The organism is Pseudomonas sp. LBUM1649 (genome assembly GCF_059716155.1).
The window spans coordinates 3,237,230-3,253,262 of the sequence record NZ_CP166807.1 but is presented as its reverse complement, the minus strand read 5'-3'; the positions used below and the strand labels follow the sequence as shown (position 1 = coordinate 3,253,262).

11 protein-coding genes and 2 pseudogenes are annotated in these 16,033 nt (G+C 62.5%); 4 read left to right on the top strand and 9 right to left on the bottom strand.

Going from position 1 to position 16,033, the window contains the following annotated elements; all coding sequences use genetic code 11:
- Positions 1-45 precede the first annotated feature (45 nt).
- Positions 46-372, bottom strand: a pseudogene (locus ACA058_RS15070) (FAD-binding protein); the annotation flags it as partial.
- A 221-nt stretch (positions 373-593) separates the two neighbouring features.
- The gene (locus ACA058_RS15065; RefSeq protein ID WP_497639776.1) at positions 594-1,745 is read right to left on the bottom strand and encodes an iron-containing alcohol dehydrogenase; all 1,152 of its coding nucleotides are present in this window, start codon (positions 1,743-1,745) and stop codon (positions 594-596) included.
- Between the two features lie 294 nt (positions 1,746-2,039).
- Between ACA058_RS15065 and ACA058_RS15060 the strand changes: the two genes are divergently transcribed.
- Entirely contained in the window at positions 2,040-3,599 is a 1,560-nt protein-coding gene (locus ACA058_RS15060) for an acetolactate synthase large subunit (protein WP_497639775.1), read from the top strand.
- Between the two features lie 57 nt (positions 3,600-3,656).
- Positions 3,657-4,985, top strand: coding sequence for an MFS transporter (locus ACA058_RS15055; protein WP_497639774.1), 1,329 nt, complete (start codon positions 3,657-3,659; stop codon positions 4,983-4,985).
- Positions 4,986-5,090: 105 nt separating this feature from the next.
- On the opposite strand, the gene ACA058_RS15050 is transcribed toward ACA058_RS15055, so the two are convergent.
- Positions 5,091-6,206 carry an alpha/beta hydrolase family protein gene (locus ACA058_RS15050; protein ID WP_497639773.1) on the bottom strand — a complete coding sequence of 372 codons (1,116 nt, stop codon included), beginning with the start codon at positions 6,204-6,206 and terminating at the stop codon, positions 5,091-5,093.
- Between the two features lie 305 nt (positions 6,207-6,511).
- On the opposite strand from ACA058_RS15050, the gene ACA058_RS15045 reads away from it, so the two are divergent.
- Positions 6,512-8,035: a wax ester/triacylglycerol synthase family O-acyltransferase gene (locus ACA058_RS15045; protein ID WP_497639772.1), complete on the top strand. Its 1,524-nt coding sequence runs from the start codon at positions 6,512-6,514 to the stop codon at positions 8,033-8,035.
- Between the two features lie 733 nt (positions 8,036-8,768).
- Here the strand turns inward: ACA058_RS15045 and ACA058_RS15040 are convergent.
- From ACA058_RS15040 to ACA058_RS15015, 6 genes are all read right to left on the bottom strand, one after another.
- Entirely contained in the window at positions 8,769-10,340 is a 1,572-nt protein-coding gene (locus tag ACA058_RS15040; RefSeq protein ID WP_497639771.1) for a class I adenylate-forming enzyme family protein, read from the bottom strand.
- Complete coding sequence (locus tag ACA058_RS15035; RefSeq protein ID WP_497639770.1) at positions 10,282-10,938, bottom strand: DUF2889 domain-containing protein; 657 nt, start codon at positions 10,936-10,938, stop codon at positions 10,282-10,284. Before ACA058_RS15035 ends, ACA058_RS15040 begins: the two co-directional genes overlap by 59 nt.
- A gap of 48 nt (positions 10,939-10,986) precedes the next feature.
- Positions 10,987-11,814 (bottom strand): SDR family NAD(P)-dependent oxidoreductase, encoded by an 828-nt coding sequence (locus tag ACA058_RS15030; protein WP_497639769.1) that lies wholly within the window; start codon positions 11,812-11,814, stop codon positions 10,987-10,989.
- Positions 11,815-11,840: 26 nt separating this feature from the next.
- Positions 11,841-12,260 carry a MaoC/PaaZ C-terminal domain-containing protein gene (locus tag ACA058_RS15025; RefSeq protein WP_497639935.1) on the bottom strand — a complete coding sequence of 140 codons (420 nt, stop codon included), beginning with the start codon at positions 12,258-12,260 and terminating at the stop codon, positions 11,841-11,843.
- A 25-nt stretch (positions 12,261-12,285) separates the two neighbouring features.
- Positions 12,286-12,726, bottom strand: coding sequence for a MaoC family dehydratase N-terminal domain-containing protein (locus ACA058_RS15020; RefSeq protein ID WP_497639768.1), 441 nt, complete (start codon positions 12,724-12,726; stop codon positions 12,286-12,288).
- Between the two features lie 70 nt (positions 12,727-12,796).
- Positions 12,797-13,984, bottom strand: a complete 1,188-nt coding sequence (locus ACA058_RS15015) for a lipid-transfer protein (RefSeq protein WP_497639767.1) — start codon at positions 13,982-13,984, stop codon at positions 12,797-12,799.
- Positions 13,985-14,308: 324 nt separating this feature from the next.
- Between ACA058_RS15015 and ACA058_RS15010 the strand changes: the two are divergent.
- Positions 14,309-16,033, top strand: a pseudogene (locus ACA058_RS15010) (DUF1302 domain-containing protein); the annotation flags it as partial.

The window sequence follows — 16,033 nt, the reverse complement described above, 5'->3', positions numbered from 1 at the left end:
ACAAAGCCCGCTCGGTGAGCGGGCTTCAATTTACGTCGTGGAAAATCAAGCCAGTCGCTCAAACTCCGGCACGGCTTCGAACAAATCCGCCACCAGTCCATAATCCGCGACCTGGAAGATCGGCGCTTCTTCGTCCTTGTTGATCGCCACGATCACTTTGGAATCCTTCATCCCGGCCAGGTGCTGGATCGCGCCGGAGATACCGACGGCAATGTACAGCTGCGGCGCCACGATCTTGCCGGTCTGCCCCACTTGCATGTCGTTGGCGACAAAACCTGCATCGACCGCCGCGCGCGAAGCGCCGACACCCGCGCCGAGTTTGTCGGCCAGGGCGTACAGGTGCTTGAAGTTGTTACCGTGCTGCCGGCTCCTGCGCAAAACACCTTGCCTTCAACCTGCAAAACCACGACCCGGCACTGGAACAGTTCTTCGAGGTATTGCGGGGTATCGGCCACACGGCAACGAAGTCATGGCAACAGGTGGTCGATCTCGGCCTGCCCGGTGCCCTGATGGGCAGCGGTGACCGATGGCACGGGGCATGTGGCCAGGCCTGGCCTCAGGAACATGCCAGTTGCCATCCAGTACATTGCTGCTCATAGCACCTCCCGGTAAATAGCCTGAACGTCAGCCAGACGTACCGTGCGCGGGTTGTTGCCAAGCAGGCGCGATTGCTTCATCGCATCCTCTGCCAAGGTCTGGATATCGGCCTCGCCGATACCCACGTCGCGCAAACGGGTTGGCAATTTCAGCTCACCGGCCAGGGCGCCCAGATGATCGGCCAGGGCGCGTGCTCGCTGCTGTTCGCTTCCAGTGACGTTCGGCAGCACGATCCCGGCCAACTGTGCGTAGAGCGGCGCCGCCACCTCCAGGTTGAAGCGCATCACCGGTCCCAGCACCAAAGCGTTGGACACTCCGTGCGGCACATGGAAACGCGCGCCGATCGGGTAGGCCAGTGCGTGCACCGCAGCCACCGGCGAATTGGCAAAGGCCATCCCGGCCAGGCACGCACCCAGCAACATGTTTTCCCGGGCCGCCAGGTCAGCACCATCGCGGCAGGCTTGATAAAGACTGCCGCAGAGCAGGCGCAATGCATCCCGGGCGAGGCAGTCGGAGATTGGATTTTTCAGGTGGCGACTGGTGTAGGCCTCAACCGCATGGACCATGGCATCAATACCGGTCGCGGCAGTGATATGCGCTGGCAATCCCAGCGTCAGCTCGGCATCCAGCACCGCCAGATCTGGCAGCAGGGTTGGCGAGATAACGACGTTCTTCTCACCGGCACCGGTGGTGACCACCGAGACTGCGGTCACCTCGGAGCCGGTGCCAGCGGTGGTCGGCACCAGGATTAGCGGCAGGCGTGCGCCCTTGCTCTGGTTAATACCATAGATCTGCGCCAGTTCTTCGCCGCCGCGCAACAGTAGCGCAGCCAGCTTGGCGGCATCCAGCGAACTGCCGCCGCCGAGACCGATCACGCAATCCGCACCACAGGCCCTGCCCGCTGCAACCGCAGCAAGGATCACCGATTCCGGCGGGTCGGCCAGTACCTCGGCAAATACCCGGAACGGGACGCCCGCTGCGGTAAAACCGGCCAGCACCGGATCGAGCAGCCCGGCTGCCATGACGCCCGCGTCGGTCACCAGCAGCACGGAGCTGGCGCCCAGGTTCAGCACCTGCGTGGCAAGACGGCTGGCGGCACCGCGCTCAATGATGATCGAGCGGGTGGTATTGAATGCCATCGATAGCATCGGAAGGGATCTCCAAGTGGTGGTTTTGACGACCTCCGCTTGTCTGGCATGAGGCTCCAGGCCAATACCGTAGAGGCCCGCTTTCACGCCCCACCCCCTCCTTCCGAGTGGGTGCCACGTTATCCGGAGGCGTCGCCGATCTTCTTCCAACCACAAACAAATATTTATTTATTTTCAGTTGGTTAGACTCCAAAAATCCGCTGCTCGATTCCGGAAGGAGCGCGCCCGTCCGATCCCTATACTCGCCGTGCGAACAACCTCGCCTACAACAACAAGTCCAAGAGGAAAAACACGATGAGCATCGGTTCCGCGCCAATCAATGGTGCTGAAAGCCTGGTACGCACGCTACTGGAATGTGGAGTGGATACTTGCTTCGCCAATCCCGGGACCAGCGAAATGCACTTTGTTGCCGCGCTCGACCGCGTTCCCGGCATGCGCTGCGTGCTGGGCCTGTTCGAAGGCGTCGTAACCGGAGCGGCGGATGGCTATGCGCGCATCGCCGGCAAGCCTGCGGCCACGCTGCTGCACTGCGGCCCCGGCCTGGCGAACGGCCTGGCCAATCTACACAACGCGCGACGAGCGAACTCGCCGGTCATCAACATCATCGGCGACCACGCCACCCACCACCGCCAGTACGACACGCCACTGACCGCCGACGTCGAAGGTTGGGCACGTCCCGTGTCGGTCTGGACGCGAACCGCCACCGAGGCGGGCGCAGTCGGTGCCGCCGCAGCGGCGGCAATCCAGGCAGCCTGTACCGCACCGGGCGGCGTCGCCAGCCTGATCCTGCCCTCTGATGTGAGCTGGGACGCAGGAGGCCAGGTCGTCGCGGCATTGCCGGCGATACCCGCGCCACGCGTATCCCCTGATGTGCTGCTGAATGTCGCCCGCACCTTGCGTGGCGGCCGGCCTTGCCTGTTGCTGCTGGCCGGTCGCGCCCTGGCAGAGGATGCACTGGCTGATGCCCACCGGATCGCAGCGGCGACGGGCGCGCAGTTGCTGTGTTCCGTGCAAAACGCGCGCATACCCCGTGGGCGCGGTCGCTTCGAGATCGAGCGTATACCCTACTTCGGTGACGCCGCCCGCGCCCGGCTTGCCGGCATTGCCAACATCATCCTGGTCGGAGCCCCGGCGCCCGCGAACTTTTTCGCCTATCCGGGCAAGCCATCGCGGCCCTATCCAGACGATGCCACGGTCCACGTGCTGGCGCGTCCGGAGGAAGACCTGGCTGACGTCCTGCGGCGCCTGGCCGAAGAACTGCAAGCGGCGCCGCTTGCACTTCCCGAGGCAGCGCCTGAAGTCCTGCTCGGAAGCGGCCCGCTGGGTTCGGCAGCCGTCGCCCGGTCGCTGAGTGTCCTGCTGCCGGAACATGCCATCGTGGTCGACGAGGCCGCCACCTTCGGTCATGCGTTCTACCCCGGTACCCGGCATGCCGCACCGCATGACTGGCTGCAGAACACCGGCGGCGCCATCGGTCACGGCCTTCCGATGGCCCTCGGTGCCGCGGTCGCCGCTCCCGAGCGACGGGTGATTGCCCTGCAGGCCGACGGTTCCGGCATGTATACGCCGCAGGCACTGTGGACCATGGCCCGCGAGCGACTCGACGTCACCGTGGTCATCCTCGCCAATCGCAAGTACGCCATTCTCCAGCTCGAGCTGGCCAGCGTCGGCGCCACGGCCGGTGCCACCGCCATGAGCATGCTCGATCTCGGCAATCCGGATCTCGACTGGGTGCAGATCGCTACGGGCATGGGTGTAGAAGCAGCAAGGGCCGACAACATGGAGCGTTTCAACGAACTGTTCGCCATGGCCAACCGCCGACCGGGGCCGTTCTTGATCGAGCTCGTAGTGTGAAGAAAAACAGTCACTCTCCCAATAACAACAAGCGGACCACCCGCGTCGGAGCGACACATGAATGACACCCTTTCACAATATCCGGACACCGCCATTGCGCACCCTGTCACGAGACGCGTCTACGCCAAGGTGCTGTGGCGGTTGATGCCCTTTCTGATGCTGGCCTTCATCGTCAATGCCATCGACCGGATAAACCTGTCTTTCGCCAAGCTGCGCATGGCCGAGGACGTTTTGCTGAGCGACGCCGCCTACGGTATCGGCGCAGGGATCTTCTACCTCGGCTATATCCTCTTCGAGATCCCCAGCAACCTGTACATGCAACGAGTCGGCGCTCGCCGCACACTGACCCGCATCATGCTGCTGTGGGGCATGGTCACCGTGGCGACGGCCTTCGTCACCACGGCCAATCAACTGATCGCCGCACGATTCCTGCTGGGCGTGGCGGAGGCCGGGTTCTTCCCCGGGATAATCCTGTACATGACTTACTGGTTGCCGGCGTCCCTGCGCGGGCGGGTCACTGCGGGGTTGTTGATGTCGGGAATGGTCGCCGGGATCATCTGCGGACCGCTGTCTGGCGTGATCATGGCCCACCTGGATGGCTGGCTGGGCTTCAAGGACTGGCAAGTGCTGTTCATTCTGACCGGCGCACCCACCATTCTTCTGGGCATCTTCGGCTGGTTTTGGCTGACTGACCGTCCCGAGCAGTCCAGCTGGCTGACCGATGAAGAAAAGCGCCAAATCACCCAGGAAATTTCCAGTGAGCCGGGCATCGTAAGCAGTCACTTCGGCGGCGTGTTGCGCGACCCTCGAATGTACATCGCGGGACTTGTGTACTTCTGCATCTACAGCGGTTCAAACACCGTGACCTACTGGATTCCGACGCTGATCCGTGGCTTCGGCCTGGAGGACCTGAAACTGATCGGCATGCTGGCCGCCCTGCCCTTTATCGTCGCCCTGTGTGCCATGTACCTGCTGGGGCGCAGTTCCGACCGGCATATGGAACGCCGCTGGCATTTGGGGCTGACCATGCTGGTGGGTGCGAGCAGCTTTGCCCTGCTCGGCCTGGTGCACGGCAATGTGGTGCTGTCGATCTTTCTCATGAGCCTGGGCTCCGCGGCTGCGCTGTCGGCCATCCCGCTGTTCTGGACGATCCCGCCAGCCCTGCTGAATAAGGCGGGTGCGGCAGGTGGCATTGCGATCATCAGCAGCCTGGGCAACTTTGCCGGCGTGCTGAGCCAGGCCGCTGTCGGGGCGATCAAGTCCGCCACCGGCAGTCTTTACCTGGCGTTCGATGTGATGGCAGTGGTGATGGTGCTTGGGGCGGTGGTTTTGGTGGTAGGGATTCCGGCTCACTGCCTTATGGATCGGCGAGATTCGGGGGCATAACCCGATACCCTGTAGGAGCGAGCCTGCTCGCGATGAATTTGAAGACGCCGCGTTCATTCAGGAATCCCGCGTTTTTGTTAACGTCCATCGCGAGCATGCTCGCTCCTACAAGGAGCCAGAATATCGATCCATCAATTGGCCCATGCGTGCCAGATAATCACCCCGGCCCAGGTGCAGGATGTGGTTCCCCGGAAACCAGTGCAGCTCACTGCCCGGCCAGTGCTGGTGCAGCAGCCGCAGGTGTCGTGGCATGGTGACCCGGTCTCCCGCGCCGCCGATGATCAGCATGCGCTCGCCGTCCAGGCACGGGGCGTAGGTCAGCGGGTTGTGCACGGCTAACAATCCGCGCATTTCGGCCACGCCAATGCCCTGGCTGCGCATCAGCCGGGAAAGCAGCAACCCCGTGGGCTGCCACTCAAGGAACACATCGACCGGGCTGACCGCGGGCACGATCGGCACGCACCAGGCCAGGCGCTCGTCAACGGCCGCCAGCAGCGCCGCGGTGTATCCGCCGAGGGAAATGCCCGTCACACCGATCTGCCGGGCACCGCGCCCCTGTAGATAATTGATGAACACCCGCAGGTCGTGGATCGCATGAAGCGGCGCCTCGTTAAAGGCCACTAGCCCACTGCCGAACAGTCCCTGACCGCTGAACCAGTTGCCAGGTTCGGCGCGCAGGCCGTGGTGCGGATAGGTGAATAGCAGGATGTCGTAGCCGCGCCGATAGAAACCGGCCAGCGACAGGGCGTGGGCATTGAGCCAGTGCGGGTCGGCGGCGAAACCATGGATGACGATCAGCGTCGGTCGCGGCCGGTCGCCATGGCACCAGTACTGGGCATGGGCGTACGCGTTGCGCTGCATGGCCTCGAACTGCGCACGGGCGAACGGATTGAGCGGTTTGAACGGGCTTGCGAAACGCAACTGCAGACGGCGGATATCCTTACCGGGCAACTCGCGCTCCGAAATCACGATGTCGTTCGGCGGTGGCAAGAATACTCGCGATGCGTCTGCGGCGCGCGCCAGCGGTTCGTAGAAGCGCAGTGCCTCGAACTCGCGCTGCAGACGGCCAGGCTTGGATAGCGTCGCCAGAGCGCTCGCCGCTACCGTAGCCGACAGGGAGGTACGCATTACCCGCTCGATCGCGGCGGTGCCATGGATCTTCAGGCGGTGTCGGGCATCCAGTTCGGTGCCATCGGCCTGGCGCCAGAAGTCTTCGGACAAACGCTCCCACCAGGGACTGCGTCCTGCGTCACTCGCGCACTGCTCTTCACTCAACACGAAAAACCCTCTGTGGCCAAGAATCCTGTGCGCACTCCGGCGGCGCGCACAGGACCCTCCGATAGCTTCCAGAATAAAGACCGCGCCGGCCGCGCACGCCCCCCCATTTGCAGGGGGACGGGTCATCGGTATATCGACGAATCTGCCACACATCGACCTTCGTCGCATAGACGGGGCCCGGACGAGCTTATTGATCAGCTCTCGGGATTCAGCCAGTTCACATCCACCACCTAGCGAGAGCCTCAACGATGAGCAAACTGAGCGGGCAAGATGCCCTGTTCCTGAAAGTCGATCGTCCGCATGCCGCGTCGCACTGCACCATGATCTACATCTATGATCAGTCTACAGTAGAGGGGCAACGCCTCGGTTTTCGGGAGATCGTTAACCATATCTCCGAGCGCCTCGACGTCTCGCCAGTGTTCAAGCGCAAGATCGTCCAGGTTCCCTTCGGTCTTGGCTATCCCTATTGGGTGGAAGACGACCTGTTCGACATCGACTTCCACGTTCGCCATTTCGCGCTGCCCAAACCGGGCGACTGGCGCCAGTTCTGCATCATGGTGTCGCGCATCCATGCCCGCTCGGTGGATCTTTCCCGGGCGCCCTGGGAGATGTACGTGATCGAGGGCCTGGACAATATCGAGGGCATCCCCAAGGGCAGCTTCGCCATCCTCACCAAGTCACACCATGCCGCGATGGATGGCGCCGCCGCAGCAGAGCTGACCTGGGCTTTGCACGATCTGGCCGGCGCGCAGGGCAAGCCCTTTGCAGTGGTTGATAAAAAGCCCGCGGCGGCGAGTTTGCCGCGCCGATGGGGCCCGCTGGACACGGTCAGCCGCATGCTGACCGACAACATCACGGCCTCCGCCCGCATGGCCATGCCGCTGGCCCGCGTGCTGCCCAAACTCACTGTGGCCAGCCTGCGCAAAGTGGCTCGTTCCGTACTGAGTTCCGAAGGTGGCGCACCGCGCACCCGTTTCAACAGCAACGTCACATCCGGTCGGGTCTGGGATTCGGTCACCCTCGATCTGGGCGTAGTGAAACAGATCAAGAACCTGGTGCCCGGGGCGACGGTCAACGATGCGGTACTGGCCATGGTCGGCGGGGCGATGCGTCGCTACCTGATTGCGAAAGATGAACTGCCGGAGAAGTCGTTGGTGACCCTGGCACCGGTCAACACCCGCCAGGGCAATGAATCCGTCGCCGCCGGCAACACCGTGTCGATGCTCACCTTCCCCCTGCGCACGGACATTGAGGATCCGGTCGCCCGCCTGGAGGCGTTGCAGACGGCTACCTCGCAATCCAAGGCGATCCAGAACGCGGTCGGCGCGAACGACCTGACCAATCTGCAGAAATTCGCGCCCCCCGCCACCCTGGGGCTCGCCGGCCGCCTCGCGACGCTGATGGGCATGGGCGGCAAGGGCCCGGTGGTGCTGCACAATTGCATGGTGACCAACGTCCCTGGCCCTAATGTGCCGCTCTACATGCTCGGCGCCAAGCTGGTGTACTGGTGCGGTGTTGGTCCGCTGGTCGACGGCCTGTCGTTGATCTGGAACCCCACCAGCTATTGCGGAAAAATGTTCATCTCACTGACCAGTTCACCGAACGTCGTTCCCGACCCAGACTTCCTCGCGCAGTGCTTGAAGGATTCCTACGAGGAAATGAAGGCAGTGGCGATCCAGGCAACCAAGGCCGAGCCAGCCAAGGCTGCGAAAGACAGGCGCGTAGCCCGAAAACCTGCCGCGCAGAAGGTCGATAACAAGCAAGCGCTCTAGAAGCAGCTGTAAGGTTTGATCGTTCCCACGCATGTGGGAACAAAGCTTGCTCGCGAGGCGTCAGGTCACTCACCTTTCTGTCGAATGTGCCACCGCAATCGCGAGCAGGCTCACTCCTACAGTGATTCTGCGTTGCAGCACAAATCGAGTGAACAACCTTGACCCTGTGGGAGCGGGCTTGCTTGCGATCGCGTCAGGTCAGTCAGCCCGATGCCGGATGTGCCAACGCCATCGCGGGCAAGCCCGGCTCCCACAGGAATTTTCGGTGAATACGAAAATGGCGTTCGCTCAGAATTACTGTAGGAGCAAAGCTTGCTCGCGAAGGGGCCGTGTCAGTCGACATCAATGGTGGATGCCATACCGCCTTCGCGAGCAAGCCCGCTCCCACTTAGATCGCAGACAGGCATCGTAACCAGGTCGGCTACCAGGCCGCCTCGCTTTTGTTCTGCTTTTGATCTTCTTGCCCCATCGGAAGGCCGAGTGGAGGTTCTGCGCAGTGGGCAACCCGGCATGGATGCCGGGTTAGCCGCGCACGACCATGGATGGCCGATCGCGGCGGGCCCTGTAGGAGGGAGCATGCTCGCGAAAAACCTGAGAGCACCGCGGGGTGTCAGGCTCCCCGCGTCATCGTTGACCTCCATCGCGAGCATGCTCGCTCCTACAGGCTTTTCCAAGTAACTCGCTGTAAGAGCGAAACCGTCAGCAGCCGTTACCGCAGCAATGGATATGTACATCAGGAAATCAGCCGCCCCTGGCCCTTCCAGTACTTGTCACGCACCTGCCGGCGCAGCACCTTGCCGACCGGGCTGATCGGCAGCTCGCTGACCAGCACCAGCGACTTGGGCGCCTTGAAACGTCCCAGCCGTTCCTTGACGTGCTCGATCAGCTCCTCCAGCGATGGTTGCGTGCCAACCCTCGCCACCACCTCGGCATGCACCGCCTCGCCCCATTGCGCGTGGGGGATACCGACCACAGCCGACAGCGCCACGTCCGGATGGGCATTGAGCGCCGCCTCCACCTCGACCGCATAGACATTGAAGCCACCGGTGATAATCATGTCTTTCTTGCGATCGACGATGAACAAATACCCCAGCTCGTCGATGTAACCCAGGTCACCCGACTTCCAGAAGCCATCGGCGAACTCGGCCGCGGTCGCTTCGGGATTGCCATGGTAGCCGCCGATGGTGGCCCGACTGCGCAGCCACACCTCGCCAGTGCCACCGGCGGCGACTTCTTCGCCGCGCTCGTCGACGATCATCAGCTCGACACCTGGCGCCACCCGGCCCGCCGAAGCGAGTCGGCCATCCTCGCTGGCCAGGAGGTGGTCGACCTTGCCCAGCGTGGCCACCGGCTGCAGGCACTCGGTGGCACCGTAGATCTGCAGGAAGATGTTGCCAAAGCGTCGTTGCAGCTGCGAGAGCCTGCTCGGGCTCATCGGTGCCGCGCCGTAGTAGACAGTTTGCAGACTGGACAAGTCATGATCGCTGGCTGCCGGAAGATCAAGCAGACGATACAACAGGGTCGGCACCAGCGAACCGACCGTGACCCGTTCGGCCTCGATGTTGCGGCACCATTGGGCGAGATCCGGCGCGTTCTGGGTGAGTGTGCAACCGCCACGGAACAACGTTGCCAACAGGCTCAATCCTGAACCATGGCTGATCGGCGCCATGTGCAACAAGCGGGTGCCTGCATCGAATGCCTGCTCGCTCTCGGCATAAAAGGCGTCACGGCAGGCCAGCCAGTTGTCCATGGTGTACTGCGCGCACTTGCTCTTGCCGGTGGTGCCGCCGGTGAAGCGGTAGACCAGGATGTCCTCGCGCGGATCACTCTGCGCGCCGGGATCGTGGTCGCCGATGCCCTCCAGCAATTCATCGAAACCGTACAGCCCTTCGCGAGTGACGGCCGGCGGGTCCATGCAGACCACAGTGATGCCGGCGGCGTGCAGCCAGTCGAAGTAACGATCAAGCAGCAGGTTCTCCAGGAACACAACCTTGGGTCGCAGCAGCTCGACCTGGGCCATGTGCTCGACCTGCGAGTCACGGAAGTTGGTGTAAGCCACGGCCGCCTCGCCCTTGAGCGCGGTCCAGGTGTGCAGCAGCGACAGGTTGTCGTTTTCCAGGATGCACAGGTAGACGTCACCGCGCCTCAGCTGTAGCCGCTCGCGCATCATGTTGACGATCCGGTTGGTCAGCTGGTGCAGCCCGGCGAAGCTATAGCGACGTTGGCGCTCGATGTTGACCAGTGCCTCATGATCGCCGTAACGAATGGCGAGCTGGGCGAACGTACGTGCGAAGTTCATCTTCATTGGAGGCCTCATTCTTGTTGTGGGCCGAAGCGTCATCGCCAGGCCTCCACTCATTGACGCGGCGTGCGGCATCGCCATCGGGGTGGTAGGCATGGCAGGTGCCGATCACCCAGTGATCCGGCATCTTGAAATCCGGATCAACAGCGGCGCGCTGGCGCAGGCGTTTTTGCATCACGGGGGCCAAGGTCTGGATGGCAGTGGTTGCCATCGGGCCAAGCATTTCGGTGAGATGGGTACAGCCCTTCAATCCGCCGACGCGCTCGGCTACCCGCTGCTTGAAGCCGGCGCCGATGCGCAGCCCCACCAACGCCGCGTAGGCTCGGTTGACATGGCTGCACACGGGCGTAGGCGCCTGCTCGGAAATGGCTTTGAGCTGGCGGATTTCCATGTTCTGGTCGATGGTCATGGTGATGCGCATGTAATGCAGCACACCATCGGAGGGAATCGTTGCGTAAGCGAACTCGGTGTCGACGCCCTTGGTATCGAGCAGGCATCCTTCGATATCGAAAAGGCCGTCATCGCGCTCATAACCGGTGCAGACCACCTTGCGGGTGTGCAGCAGGCGTCGTTTGGGGTTACCGGAAATTGGCACTGTCATGGCCATGCACTCCAGGATGGCGGAGCGCCGAAACGCCCCGCCCGGTTCTCAGACGTTGCCCAGACCACCGCCGCAGACCAGCACCTGGCCGCTGACGTAATCCGACTCCGGGATGCAGAACAGATACACGGCGCCGGCAGCCTCTTCGGTATTGCCCGGACGACCCAGCGGAATCATGCTCTTGGACTGCTCGACAATGGCAGGACTGATGCCCACCTTGATCTCGCGACCTTCGATGTTGATGAAGCGCGGATCGCCTTCCACCGGCTGCGTCTGACGGGTCTCGATATGACCGAAGGCAACGGCGTTGACGTTGACCTTCATGCGTCCCCACTCCTTGGCCAGGCACTTGGTCATGCCCAGCACGCCGGCCTTGGCCGTGGAGTAGTTGACCTGACCCGGGTTGCCGCCAGCGGACGTCGACGCGATGTTGACCACCTTGCGATTGACCACGCGACCTTCGGCGGCCTCTTTCTTGGCCATGGCGCTGATGATCGGCTGGGCAGCGCGCAGGATGCGGAACGGCGCGGTGATGTGGCAGTCGATGATCGCGTACCACTGCTCATCGCTCATCTTCTGGATCACGTTGTCCCAGGTGTAGCCGGCGTTGTTGACGATGATGTCGATAGCGCCGTAGTTGTCGACCGCGGTCTTGACGAAGCGATCAGCGAAATCGGCCGCCGTGACGCTGCCGACACAAGCGACGGCTTCACCGCCAAGGGCACGGATTTCAGCAACCACTTCTTCAGCAGGGCCAGCGTCCAGGTCATTGACCACGACGCGCGCGCCGTCACCGGCCAGTTTCAGGGCGACACTGCGCCCGATGCCACGACCGGAACCGGTGACCAGAGCGACTTTGCCTTCGAGTTTTTTCATGGGGATATTCCTTGTTCTTGTTGGATTCAGGTGAGTGCCACGGTGGCTTCGCCGACCAGTTTCTCGTCGCCGTATTGATTGACGCAGCGAATCGCCAGGCGCACGCGTCGTTCGCCATCGACCTCGATCAGGTCAATGACCTTGCCGTGGCAGGTGGGGATGTGACCGAGTTGGGTGATGCCGGTGAATCGCACCGCCAGGCTGCGGATCTGCTGCTGCGGTACCCAGGCGGTGAGCAAGCGGCCGAGGTAGGCCACCGAGAGCATGCCGTGAGCGAAGACATCGGGCTGGCGGGACTTACGGGCGAAGTCCAGGTCGATGTGCACCTGGTTGTGATCACCCGAGGCCCCCGCATATAACGCCAGCGTCGTGCGATTGATGGCAGGTAGAATCAGCGGTGGCAGCTCGAAGCCGATCTGCACGTCTCGCAACTGAGAGGGGTTCATGGGGGATTGATTCATGACGGGCTCCTCAGCGCTGTACGAGTGATGAGCGGATATCAGCGATGTGCTGACCTTCCTGGTTGGTGACGCGGGTCTGTTGCACCACGAAGGTCAGAGCCCCGCCTTTCTTCTCGTAGACATCCACCACCCGGGTATCGAAGGTGAGCACGTCGCCGGCATAGGCCAGGCCGTGATAGTCGAAACCCTGCTCGGCATGCAGGATGCGCCCCAGGTCGAAGCCGAAAATGTCCTGGACGATATGGTCGCTGTCACGCCCTTCGGCTTCCAGGCACATCAGGAAACTGGGCGGTACCGGCAATGACCGGTGCCCCGCTTGCCTGGCAGCATTTTCATCGGTGTACACCGGGTCGGTTTCGCCGATGGCCTTGGCGAAAAAGCGCAGGCGGCCCTTTTCAACTTCGCAAGTGGTCACGCCCAATGAGCGGCCGATCAGACTCTTGTCTGGCATGTCAGGCAGTCCTGTCAGTCAGTCGTGTCAGTCAAAGAAAGGGCGCGCCCGCCATGGGCGCGCCGTGTCATCAGTTGCGACCGAAGAGGGTCACGATCCCGGCGCCGCCCAGGCCCAGGTTGTGCTGCAAGGCATGCTGGATATTTTCCACCTGGCGCTTGTCGGCGGTGCCGCGCAGCTGATGGGTCAGCTCGTAGCATTGGGCCAGACCGGTGGCGCCCAGTGGGTGACCTTTGGACAGCAGGCCGCCGGACGGGTTGATCACCACTTGACCGCCGTAAGTGTTGTCGCCATCCATCACGAATTTTTCGGCGCCGCCTTCCGGACAGAAACCCAGGCCTTCGTAGGTCAGCAGTTCGTTATGGGCGAAGCAGTCGTGCAGCTCGCAGATGCGGATGTCTTCGGGACCGACGCCGGCTTTTTCGTACACTTCTGTCGAAGCCTGACGGGTCATGCCAACGCCGACGATGCTGATCAGCGACCGTGGCTCGAAGGCTTCCGGCTGGTCGGTCACCAGGGACTGGGCCAGGATGCAGACATCGGTACGCAGGCCGTGTTGCTTGGCGAAGCGTTCGGAAACCAGGATGGTTGCAGCACCGCCGCAGGTCGGCGGGCACGCCATCAGGCGGGTCATGACGCCGGGGAAAATCACCTGGTCGGCCATGACTTCTTCGGTAGTCAGCACCTTCTTGAACACCGACAACGGGTTGTTGGCGCCATGGCGGCTGGCCTTGGCGCGAATGGCGGCGAAGGTTTCCATCTTCGTGCCGTATTTCTCCATGTGCTCTTTACCCGCGCCGCCGAAGAATTTCAGGGCGTCCGGCATTTCACGGCCTTCAGGGAAGATCGCGTCGGCCACTTCATGGCCCTTGCCGTAGGTGATCGGGCGATCAAGCCAATGGGCTTTCAGGGCACCGGGTTGCATCTGCTCGAAGCCGAAAGCCAGGGCGCAATCCACGGCGCCGCTTTCCACCGCCTGGCGTGCCAGGTAGAGCGCGGAAGAACCACTGCCGCAGTTGTTGTTGACGTTGATCACCGGAATCCCGGTCAGCCCCACTTCATAAAGCGCCGACTGGCCGCTGGTGGAGTCGCCATACACATAACCGGCGTACGCCTGCTGCACCTTGCGGTAGTCCAGGCCGGCATCCTGCAGTGCCTGGCGAATGGCTTGTGCACCCATTTCGATATAGGTACCGCTCTGGCCGGGCTTGGCAAACGGGATCATGCCGACGCCGGCAACAATTACTTTCTGGGACATCACTTTCTCCAAGGTCAGTTATCAAGGCCTGTGCTGCACGCTCCAGCCAGGGGCGAGCGCAGCAAACCGTCGAACGATGGTCACGTACACCGCACGCCCTCATACCCCCTCCGGTGGAGGGGGCTTAACGGCCATGCACAAGGCAATCGGGGGGCGCGACAAATGGAGGGGGATCCCCCCCCACTGGAGGGGGAGGCGCGAAAGGCGCTGGCGTTAGCGTTACGTGGCGGTACACCAGAACAACAAGATCAGAGGGGTAACCAACACGTGACTTTCGCAAGACATAAGAGCTCCCGACGCCAGTGGTCCACCACCACTTTACCCATCGAATTGCGCCCTCACCTGCTGGCCTTGGCCGTGGGCATTGGGTCGTGCGCCAGTGCCAACGCCGTCGACTTCCAGATCGGCGAAATCGAAGGTCAGTTCGATTCGTCCCTTTCCGTCGGTTCCAGCTGGGCCGTACGCGGGCCGGATCCAAAATTCATCAACGCCGCCAACACCCTTGGCCTGCGTGGTGAATCGGCCACTCGCACGGCGGATGACAACCGGCAGAACTTCAAGAAGGGCGAAACCTTCTCGAAGATCTTCAAGGGCGTGCATGACCTTGAACTGAAGTACGGCGACAGCGGCGTCTTCGTGCGCGGCAAGTATTGGTATGACTTCGAACTGAAGGACGAACACCGTCTGTTCTACGACATCGACGACAGTGGTCGTGAGGATCTGGCCAAGTCTTCCGGCGCCGAATTCCTCGACGCCTTCGTCTATCACAACTACAACCTGGGTGAGCTGCCGGGCAACGTGCGCCTGGGTAAACAGGTGGTGAGCTGGGGCGAGAGCACCTTCATCGGCAACTCGATCAACAGCATCAACCCGGTCGACGTCGCCGCACTGCGTCGCCCCGGCGCCGAAGTGAAGGAAGGCCTGATCCCGGTCAACATGCTTTACGTGTCCCAGGGCCTGGCGGAGAACCTCACCGTCGAGGGCTTCTATCAGCTCCAATGGGCCAATTCGGTGGTCGATAACTGCGGCACCTTCTTCGGTTCCGATCCCCTGCCCCAAGGCTGCAACGATCGCCTGGTGTTCGCCGGCCCCGACCTCGCCCCAGGCGAAGCCAGAAACACCGCGACCGCCGCGCAGATTCTTAGCGGGCGCGTGGTAGACGACGTCTACATGCCGCGCGTCAAGGACAACGATCCGCGCGATAGTGGCCAATACGGCATCGCCTTGCGCTGGTTCGCCCCCGACCTGCACGACACCGAGTTCGGCTTCTATGCCATGAACTACCACAGCCGCAACCCTTACCTGAGCTTCAAGCAAACCACCGTCGCGCCGATCACGGCTGCCCAGGTGGGCGCCCTGCCCCCCGCTGCACGGGCACTTGGCGTGGCCCAGAACCAGTTCGACCGGGTACGTGCCGCGCGGTACTTCGTCGATTATCCAGAGGACATCCGTCTTTACGGGCTGAGCTTCCAGACCACGCTGGGCGAGACCTCTGTCGGTGGCGAGCTGAGCTACCGCCCCAACATGCCGCTGCAAATCAACACCGCCGACCTGAACCTGGCAGCGATTCAATCCACCGATACCAACTTCAGTACCCAGACCTCACCGGTCTTTACCTCCGGCGAAACCGCGCAATCCCTGGGCGGTGACCTGCCTGGCTACAAACGGATGCCGGTGATGCAGGCGCAGGTGACGGCCACGCAGTTCTTCGATCAGGTCCTGGGCGCCAGCCGCCTGACCCTGGTAGGCGAAGTCGGATACAACCGCATCAATGGTCTGGGCTCGGCGGATGGCACCGATATCCGTTTCGGCCGTAGCCCGGTGTTCGGCGCCGGTGAATTCCCCGGTACCCAGAATGCGAGCGTCTGCGCCACCGCGACCAACCCGCAAAAGGAGTGCAACAGCCACGGCTTCTACACCACCGATTCCTGGGGTTATCGGATGCGCGCCAAGCTGGACTACACCAACGTCATCGCCGGCATCAACCTCTCGCCGAACCTGGCCTGGTCCCATGACGTGGACGGATGGGGCCCGAACTTCGAGGAAGGT